This window comes from Streptomyces sp. NPDC001889, from assembly GCF_053594535.1.
Genome location: NZ_JBSFER010000003.1, coordinates 46,649 through 54,812 on the forward strand (window position 1 = coordinate 46,649; position 8,164 = coordinate 54,812).

At 75.5% G+C, this 8,164-nt stretch carries 6 protein-coding genes; 4 read left to right on the plus strand and 2 right to left on the minus strand.

What is annotated here, in order from left to right; translation table 11 throughout:
- Positions 1–28: 28 nt before the first annotated feature.
- Entirely contained in the window at positions 29–2,188 is a 2,160-nt protein-coding gene (locus ACWCRA_RS03735; RefSeq protein WP_451066783.1) for an endoglucanase, read from the minus strand.
- A gap of 2 nt (positions 2,189–2,190) precedes the next feature.
- The gene (locus tag ACWCRA_RS03740; protein WP_351547792.1) at positions 2,191–2,763 is read right to left on the minus strand and encodes a hypothetical protein; all 573 of its coding nucleotides are present in this window, start codon (positions 2,761–2,763) and stop codon (positions 2,191–2,193) included.
- Between the two features lie 297 nt (positions 2,764–3,060).
- Here ACWCRA_RS03740 and ACWCRA_RS03745 point away from each other — a divergent pair, with 297 nt between their 5' ends.
- The 4 genes from ACWCRA_RS03745 (at position 3,061) to tsaE (ending at position 7,927) form a co-directional block, all read left to right on the plus strand.
- The gene (locus ACWCRA_RS03745) at positions 3,061–4,503 is read left to right on the plus strand and encodes an NAD(P)H-hydrate dehydratase (RefSeq protein WP_351547789.1); all 1,443 of its coding nucleotides are present in this window, start codon (positions 3,061–3,063) and stop codon (positions 4,501–4,503) included.
- A 512-nt stretch (positions 4,504–5,015) separates the two neighbouring features.
- Positions 5,016–6,176 (plus strand): alanine racemase, encoded by a 1,161-nt coding sequence (gene alr / locus ACWCRA_RS03750; protein WP_351547786.1) that lies wholly within the window; start codon positions 5,016–5,018, stop codon positions 6,174–6,176.
- Between the two features lie 55 nt (positions 6,177–6,231).
- Positions 6,232–7,446 carry an alpha/beta fold hydrolase gene (locus ACWCRA_RS03755; protein WP_451066784.1) on the plus strand — a complete coding sequence of 405 codons (1,215 nt, stop codon included), beginning with the start codon at positions 6,232–6,234 and terminating at the stop codon, positions 7,444–7,446.
- The gene (gene tsaE / locus ACWCRA_RS03760) at positions 7,418–7,927 is read left to right on the plus strand and encodes a tRNA (adenosine(37)-N6)-threonylcarbamoyltransferase complex ATPase subunit type 1 TsaE (protein ID WP_351547780.1); all 510 of its coding nucleotides are present in this window, start codon (positions 7,418–7,420) and stop codon (positions 7,925–7,927) included. The genes ACWCRA_RS03755 and tsaE overlap by 29 nt, the downstream gene beginning before the upstream one ends.
- The last annotated feature ends 237 nt before the right edge of the window (positions 7,928–8,164 follow it).

The window sequence follows — 8,164 nt, forward strand, 5'->3', positions numbered from 1 at the left end:
GGGAGGGGGCCGAGCCGGTCGGGAGGCCCTACACCGGGGCGGCCCTGCGGCGCAGGATCACGGCCGCGGTGCCCAGGGCCATGAGGACGGCCGCCGCGATGCTGTACCTCAGCAGATCCGTCCCGGTGGCGGCCAGGCTGCCGCCGCCCTGGGCGGAGGTGCCGTCCCCGGCGCCGGGCCCGCCTCCGGTTCCGGCCGGGGACGTGATCGGGTCACCGCTCCCGCCGGCGCCCGTCTCCGTCGCTGTCTCCGTCTCCGTCTCCGGCGCGCTGGACCCGGGGTCCGGCTCCGCTTCCGTGCCGCTCGGCGAGGGCTCCGGTGACGGCTCCGGGCCGGTCCCGGGGCCCGGGCCCGGGCCGCTCGGCGAGGGTTCGGGGGCCGGCGTCACGGTCAGCTCCACACCCGCCGTGCGGGTGCTCCCGACCGGGTTGGAGAAGACCGCCCGGTAACGGTTCCCGCTGTGCTCCACCGTCGCCCGGAAGCTCAGCTCCGTCCCGATCGACCACGCGATCGGCTGCCAGCTCCGCCCCTCGTCGGTGCTCACCTCCCAGCTCGCGCCGGGCGCCGGCGTCCCCTCGCCCGCGGCCTTGAGCACCGCCTGCTGCCCGGCCCGCACCGTGACGGGCGCGGGCTCCCCGGTCACCCCCGGCGAGACCTGGCGCTGGGTCTGGACGATCTTCCCGATGCCCTCGGCGACCGTGAACAGGGTGTGGTTCCGCTGGTCCAGGGCCAGCGCGTTCGGCCGCTTCCCGGTCTCCAGCACTTGGACGACCCGGTCCCGCGCGAGGTCCACGACGGCGACCGTGCCGGCCGTGGTCTGGGCCGCGTAGAGCGTGCCGGTCCCGGAGTCGTACGCCAGGGACTTCGGGTTGCCGCCCACCACCACCGAACCCGTCACCCTGTTCGCCTCCAGATCCACGGTGAGGACGGAGCCGGCCGCGATATTGGCGACGTACCCCGTCCCGGTCTCCGGGTCCACGGCCACGCCCTGGCTGCCCAGCGCGGTGGTGCCGAGGCTGAGGGTCGTGGCGAGTCTCCCGGTGGAGCCGTCGATCCCGTCGAGGGTGTTGCTGAAGGTGAACTGCCCGGTCTCCGGGTTCCGGACGTTGCCGACGTGGACCGCGTACCCGATGTGCCTCTTGGTGTCGACGGCCAGGCCGAACGCGGGGAAGGCGAGCCGGGCGGGTTCGCCGACCGGCTTCCACTTCCCGGTGTCCCAGACGGTGACCGCCGGTTCCGCGCGGTTCTGGTTGGCGACATAGAGCCGGCCGGTGCCCGGGTCGACCGCCACGTGGCCGACGCTCTGCGCCACCCGGGGCGTCCGGTCGTCGGTGAGCACACCGGTCCTGGTGTCGTAGGTCGCGATCCGGTCGGAGAACCCGAGGTGCAGCGTGCCGGATGCCGTGTCGAGCGCCATCACCCCGGCGTGGGAGGGCAGCTCGACCGGCTCGCCGACCATCGCGCCGGTCCCGGTGTCGTAGGACGTCAGCCAGTACGCGGAGGTGTCGGCACTGCTGACCCAGACCCGGCGCGCCACCGGGTCCACCTCGGCGTCCCGCACCCCTCCGCTCGGCGGGGCGATCCGGCGCACCTCGGCGTGCCGGACGGTCCCGGGCGGGACCTCGGGCCGGGGCGGGGCCATGGCGCCGAAGGTGATGGGGATGATCACGTCCTGCCGGCGGTCGGAGCTGTCCGTGTGGTCGGAGCGGGTGACGATCGCGCAGTTCTTCTCCGTGCAGTCGGCGCCGCTGTCCTTGATCTTGACGGTCAGATCGAAGGTGAACCCGCCCTTGCCGTCCTTGACGGTGAAGGGCCGGACCAGGTCCTTGGCGTACTCCGGCGGGTTGTTGGAGATCCAGATGGAGGAGCCGGACGCCCCGGAGAGATCCATGCCGCCGAGGCAGGGGCTCGGCGCCTCCCCGGCCTTCCCGATCACACAGACCGCGAGATAGACGCCCTGGCCCGGGTCGTATCCCGAGCCGGTCACGGTCACCCGGTGGCCGGTCGGATCGAGGTCCTTGGTCGCGCCGGCGGAGAGCTTCTGCCCGGTGGGGCCGGTGGCCTCGCCGGCGCCGGCCGCGCGCGCCGGGCCCGCGGCGGTCAGTCCCGCCACGAGCAGCAGCGCGGCGGCCACGGCTCCTCGTCCCCGCAGGGCTCCGCGCAGGGTTCTGCTGATGAGCGTGGACATGGTCAGGAGAAGGTCACCGGGACGTAGACGTCGTACTTGCGGTCGTTGCTGTCGAAGTGGTCGGCGCGGGTGACGACGGCGCAGGTGACGCCCGCCTGGCCGCAGGTGACCGAGGCGCTGATCCTGGCCTTGACGTGGATGTTCACCGAGAAGGCGCCGGTGTTGCCGGCGCCCGGGGAGTAGGGGGAGGAGTTGTTCGGGGACATCCAGTACCACTGGTTGTTGATCCAGTGGGAGGCGCCGGTGGAGCCGCTCTCGTCCTGGCCGCCCAGACAGGGGGTGGGCTTGCTGTTCCAGGTGGCCTGGTTGGTGACGTCGACGCCCGCGGGCACCGCGCACAGGCCGACGTAGATGCCCTGCGCCTGGTTGTAACCGGTGCCGCTGACCGTGACATTGGCGCCGGCGGCCGGGGCCGTGGACGGCGCGGTCACCGAGAGGCTGTAGGTGGCGCCGCCGTCGGTGACCGTGCGGTTCACGGTGGCGGCGGACGCGGAGGAGGCCAGGCCCAGGGTGAGGGCTCCGGCTCCGGCCAGGGCGACAGCGGCGCGGGAGACGGTGCGGACGGCAGGGCGCATGAAGAGGACACCTTTCGGTAGGCGGACACACACCGAGTGTCCGCTTAGGTAAGGCAAACCTAAGTTCGATCTGAGGTCGCGTCAACCCTGGCGCCGGCCCCGCCGTCCGGCCTCGCGGCGGTCCCGGCCGCCCCGCCGGACCCGGGGCAACTCCGCCTCCGAACCGCCCCGTTGCCCGGCCCCGCCCCGCCGGCGCGCCTCCGCCCCGCCCCGCGGGCCCGCCTCCGCCCCTCCCGCTCCGGGGGCGCTTCCGCGCCCCCGGAGCGGGAAGCCCGCTCCTGCGGCAGACTCGGCACCATGCGTACCGCTTACCGCGTGGAGACCGTCAGGACCGCCGAGGCCGAGCTGATGGCACGGCTGCCGGAGGGCGCGCTGATGCGGCGCGCCGCCGCCGGGCTCGCCGCCGCCTGCGCCGGAGTGCTCGGCCGGGTGTACGGGGCGAGAGTCGTCCTCCTCGTCGGCGCCGGGGCCAACGGCGGCGACGCGCTCATCGCCGGGGCCCTGCTGGCCCGCCGGGGCGCCGGTGTCAGCGCGGTGCTGCTCGCCCCCGACCGCACCCACCCCGGCGGGCTCACCGCCCTCACCACCGCCGGCGGACGGGTCGCCGACGACCCCTTCGAGGTCCTGGCCTCGGCCGATCTGGTCCTCGACGGGATCACCGGCATCGGCGGCCGGGGCGGGCTGCGCCCCGAGGCGGTGCCGGTCGCCCGCGCCGCCCGGGGCTCCGACGCCGTTGTCGTCGCCGTCGACCTGCCCAGCGGCGTCGAGGCCGACAGCGGCGAGGTGCGCGGCGAGGCGCTGCGGGCGGATCTGACGGTCACCTTCGGCGCCCACAAACCGGCCCTGATGATCGACCCCGCGCGGGAGTGCGCCGGGACCGTACGGCTGACCCCCATCGGCCTCGAACCGCATCTGCCGTCCGTGCCCGAGCTGGAGGCGCTCCAGCACGAGGACGTCGCCCACCTCCTGCCCGAACCCACCGGCGGGAGCGACAAGTACCGGCGCGGGGTCGTCGGGGTCGTCGCCGGGTCCGCCCGCTACCCGGGCGCGGCGGTCCTCGCCGTCGCGGGCGCCCTGCGCGGCGGCGCCGGCGCGGTGCGGTACGTCGGCCACGCGGCCGACGCGGTGATCGCCCGCTTCCCCGAGACCCTGGTGCACCAGGGCCCGCCCGCGAAGGCGGGCCGGGTCCAGGCCTGGGTCGCCGGCCCCGGCCTCGGCGAGGACGCCGCCGCCCTCGCCGATGTCCTCGCCTCCGGCGTCCCGGTCCTGGTCGACGCGGACGGACTGCGGCTGCTGGAGCCCGGGGCGGTACGGGACCGGGCCGCGCCCACGCTGCTGACCCCGCACGCCGGGGAGGCCGCGGCCCTCCTCGGTGTCGCCCGCGAGGAGGTGGAGGCGTCGCGGCTGGACTCCGTGCGCGAACTGGCCGCGCGCTACGGGGCGACGGTGCTGCTCAAGGGCTCGACCACGCTGGTCGCCGCGCCCGCAGCCGGAGTCCCGGTGCGGGTGAACCCGATGGGCACCCCCTGGCTCGCGACCGCGGGCAGCGGGGATGTCCTCTCCGGGCTCGCGGGCTCCCTCCTCGCCGCCGGCCTGCACCCCCTCGACGCCGGCTCGGCCGCCGCCTACCTCCACGGACTCGCCGCCCGCCATGTCTCCGCGACGGGCGTCCCCATCACGTCGTACGAGGTGGCGGAGGCGCTGTCCGGCGCGTGGAGGGACGTACGCGGAGGGGGGTGACGCCTCCGGCCGGTGCCGGGCCGGGGTCCCCGCCGTGCGGGGAACACTCCTCGGAGCGGACACGGCCGTCCCCTGGGACCGGGCCCCGCCCGGGCCCCGCCCGGCCCCTGGGGCGCGGGTGCCCCGGCTGCGGGGGCCCTCAAGCGCCGGGCGGGCTGGGTGTGTCGGGCGGGGGTTCTTCCGCGGAGGTGCGCCTGGGTCCGGAGGCCGCTGGTGCACCGGCCGCGAGGGGTCGTTCCTGAGCTGTGGGCGGGCTGGACGCGTCCGGCCGGCTTTCTCCGTGGACGTGCCCCTGGGGAGGTGTGCCCCTGGGGCCGGAGGCCGCTGCTGTGCCGGCTGCGAGGGCCCCAGCGCCGGGCGGGCTGGACACGTCCGGCTGCCCGGGTCCTTCCGCCGAGGCCGCGCCGGGGCACGCCCGGGGGAGGAGCGGGCCGGCCCCGGCACACCCCTGGCCCGGGGAAACGGGACCTGTCGCGGCGGAGCTGTCCGAGGGCTCTGAGAGACTGGGGCCGATGACCAGGACACCACCGCCCATCCGAGTCCGTGCCGAGATCGATCTCGCCGCGCTGCGCGCCAATGTGCGCTCACTGCGCGCCCGCGCGCCCCAGGCCGCCCTGATGGCCGTGGTGAAGTCGGACGGATACGGGCACGGCGCGCTGCCCTGCGCCCTCGCGGCCATCGAGGCCGGGGCCCAGTGGGTCGGCACCGCCACCCCGCAGGAGGCGCTGGCGCTCCGCGCGGCCGGGGTCCCGGGGCGGATCATGTGCTGGCTGTGGACACCGGGGGACCCCTGGCGCGAGGGCATCGAGGCCGGTCTCGACATGTCGGTGAGCGGGATGTGGGCGCTCGCCGAGGTCACCGCCGCCGCGCGGGAGGCCGGCCGGCCCGCCCGTATCCAGCTCAAGGCCGACACCGGTCTCGGGCGCAACGGCTGCCAGCCCGCCGACTGGCCCGAGCTGGTGGCCGCCGCCCGCGCCGCCGAGGCCGAGGGGACCGCCGTCGTCACCGGCCTCTGGTCCCACTTCGCCTGCGCCGACGAACCCGGCCACCCCTCGATCGACCGTCAGCTCACCGCCTTCCGCGCGATGGTGGCGTACGCGGAGGGGGAGGGCATCGACCCCGAGGTGCGCCATCTGGCCAACTCGGCGGCCACCCTCACCCTCCCCGAGACCCACTTCGACCTGATCCGCCCCGGTATCGCGATGTACGGCATCGCGCCCAGCCCCGAGCTGGGCACCCATCAGGAGCTGGGGCTGCGCCCCGTCATGACGCTCGCCGCCTCCGTCGCCCTGGTGAAGGGCGTCCCGGCGGGCCACGGCGTCAGCTACGGCCACCGCTACATCACCCCCGAGGAGACCACCCTCGGCCTCATCCCCGTGGGGTACGGGGACGGCCTCCCGCGTCACGCCTCGGGCCGGGGCCCGGTCCTGGTCGGCGGCGAGTGGCACCGGGCCGCCGGCCGGATCGCCATGGACCAGTTCGTCGTCGATCTCGGCGGGCAGAAGATCGAGGAGGGGGCCGAGGCCCTGATCTTCGGTCCGGGGACCCGGGGGGAGCCGACCGCCGAGGACTGGGCGCAGGCCGCCGACACCATCGCGTACGAGATCGTCACCCGGATCGGGTCCCGGGTCCCCCGGGTCCATCTGCACCGGGACCGGGACCCCGCCCACTGACCGGCGGGGGTGCGGACGCGGACGGCCGGTTCACGACGACGAGGAGAGCGGCACGGTGAGCGAGACCACCACAGGGGGCATTCTCCCGGCGGGCAACTGGCGCCGGGCGGGCATCGCCGGGGCGGCCCTGGGCGTGATCGCCGCGGGCGCGGCGGCCGGGGTCGCGATCGAGCGGCTCACCGTCAGCCGGGGCGTACGGAGGAAGGCCCGGCTCGCCCTCGACGCCTCGGGGCCCTACGGCGCCCTGCGCGGCACCCCCGGGAAGGCGTTCGCCGACGACGGCACCCAGCTCTACTACGAGGTCGACGAGATCGAGGAGGGCGACCCCGGGGCCGCTTCGCCGCGCCGCCGCAGGCTCTTCGGCCGCCGCGAGCCGGCACCGGTCACCGTCGTCTTCAGCCATGGCTACTGCCTCAACCAGGACGCGTGGCACTTCCAGCGCGCCGCCCTGCGCGGACTGGTCCGCACCGTCCACTGGGACCAGCGCAGCCATGGGCGCTCCGCCCGAGGGGTCTCCCAGTCCGGCCCCGACCGGGTGCCCGTCTCCATCGACCGGCTCGGCCAGGATCTGAGGGCCGTCATCGAGGCGGCGGCGCCCGAGGGGCCGCTGGTGCTCGTCGGGCACTCCATGGGAGGGATGACGGTGATGGCGCTGGCCGGCCGGTATCCCGAGCTGATACGGGACCGGGTGGCCGGGGTCGCCTTCGTCGGCACCTCCAGCGGCGGGCTCGGCGAGGTCGACTACGGGCTCCCGGCCGCCGGGGTCAACGCGGTGCGCCGGGTGCTCCCCGGGGTGCTGCGGGCGCTGGGCTCCCAGACCGAGCTGGTGGAGCGCGGGCGCCGGGCCACCGCGGATCTCTTCGCCGGGCTGATCAAGCGGTACTCCTTCTCGTCGAAGGAGGTGGACGCGGCGGTGGTGCGGTTCGCCGAGCGGATGATCGAGTCCACCCCCATCGACGTGGTCGCCGAGTTCTACCCCGCCTTCGACGAGCACGACAGCGCCGCCGCGCTCAGCGTCCTCGACGAGGTGCCGGTGCTGGTCCTCTCCGGGGACCGGGACCTGGTCACCCCCAGCTCCCACAGCGAGGCGATCGCCGATCTGCTGCCGGACGCCGAACTGGTGATCGTGCCCGACGCCGGGCACCTGGTGATGCTGGAGCACCCGGAGGCGGTCACCGACCGGCTGGCCGACCTGCTCGCGCGGGTCGGGGCCGTACCGTCAGCCGCTAACGTTGGCCCGTATGGAAGCACCGCACAGCCCGGCGGCTGAGACGTCCGCCGCTCATCTCTCCGTCGACTCCCCCGCCCGCATGCAGGAGCTGGGGCGACGGCTCGCGAAACTGCTGCGCCCCGGCGATCTGGTGATGCTCACCGGTGAGCTGGGCGCGGGGAAGACCACGCTGACCCGGGGCCTGGGGGAGGGCCTGGGGGTGCGCGGCGCGGTCACCTCGCCGACCTTCGTCATCGCCCGTGTCCACCCGTCACTGGTGGGCGGGCCCGCGCTGGTGCATGTGGACGCCTACCGGCTGGGCGGGGGGCTGGACGAGATGGAGGACCTCGACCTGGATGTCTCGCTGCCGGAGTCGGTGGTGGTGGTCGAGTGGGGGGACGGGAAGGTGGAGGGGCTGGCGGAGGAGCGGTTGCACGTGGTGATTCACCGGGTGGTGGGGGATACGGGGGACGACCGCCGTGAGGTCACTCTGCGGGGGTACGGCCCCCGCTGGTCCGCCACCCCCCTCTCCACCCTCTGACCCCACCACCCGGCGCGCTCTCCGGCCGGTGCCCCCCCGGCGGGGTTGGGCAACCTCAGCCCGTCCGGCGTTTGAGGACGTGACTCTGTGCGCGCCCCCGGGCTGGTGGTTCCCGGAGCCGTCTCGGGGGGCGTCCCCCGGTGGTGCTGGGCAACCTCAGCCCGTCCGGTGTTTGAGGGCGGGACTCTGTGCGCGCCCCCGGGCTGGTGGCTCCCGGAGCCGTCTCGGGGGCGTCCC

What these genes read in the sequence shown, in the direction of transcription:
- ACWCRA_RS03735 (WP_451066783.1), bottom strand. Translation starts at nt 2,188, where the DNA reads ATGTCCACGCTCATCAGCAGAACCCTGCGCGGAGCCCTGCGGGGACGA.
- ACWCRA_RS03740 (WP_351547792.1), bottom strand. Translation starts at nt 2,763, where the DNA reads ATGCGCCCTGCCGTCCGCACCGTCTCCCGCGCCGCTGTCGCCCTGGCC.
- ACWCRA_RS03745 (WP_351547789.1), top strand. Translation starts at nt 3,061, where the DNA reads ATGCGTACCGCTTACCGCGTGGAGACCGTCAGGACCGCCGAGGCCGAG.
- alr (WP_351547786.1), top strand. Translation starts at nt 5,016, where the DNA reads ATGACCAGGACACCACCGCCCATCCGAGTCCGTGCCGAGATCGATCTC.
- tsaE (WP_351547780.1), top strand. Translation starts at nt 7,418, where the DNA reads ATGGAAGCACCGCACAGCCCGGCGGCTGAGACGTCCGCCGCTCATCTC.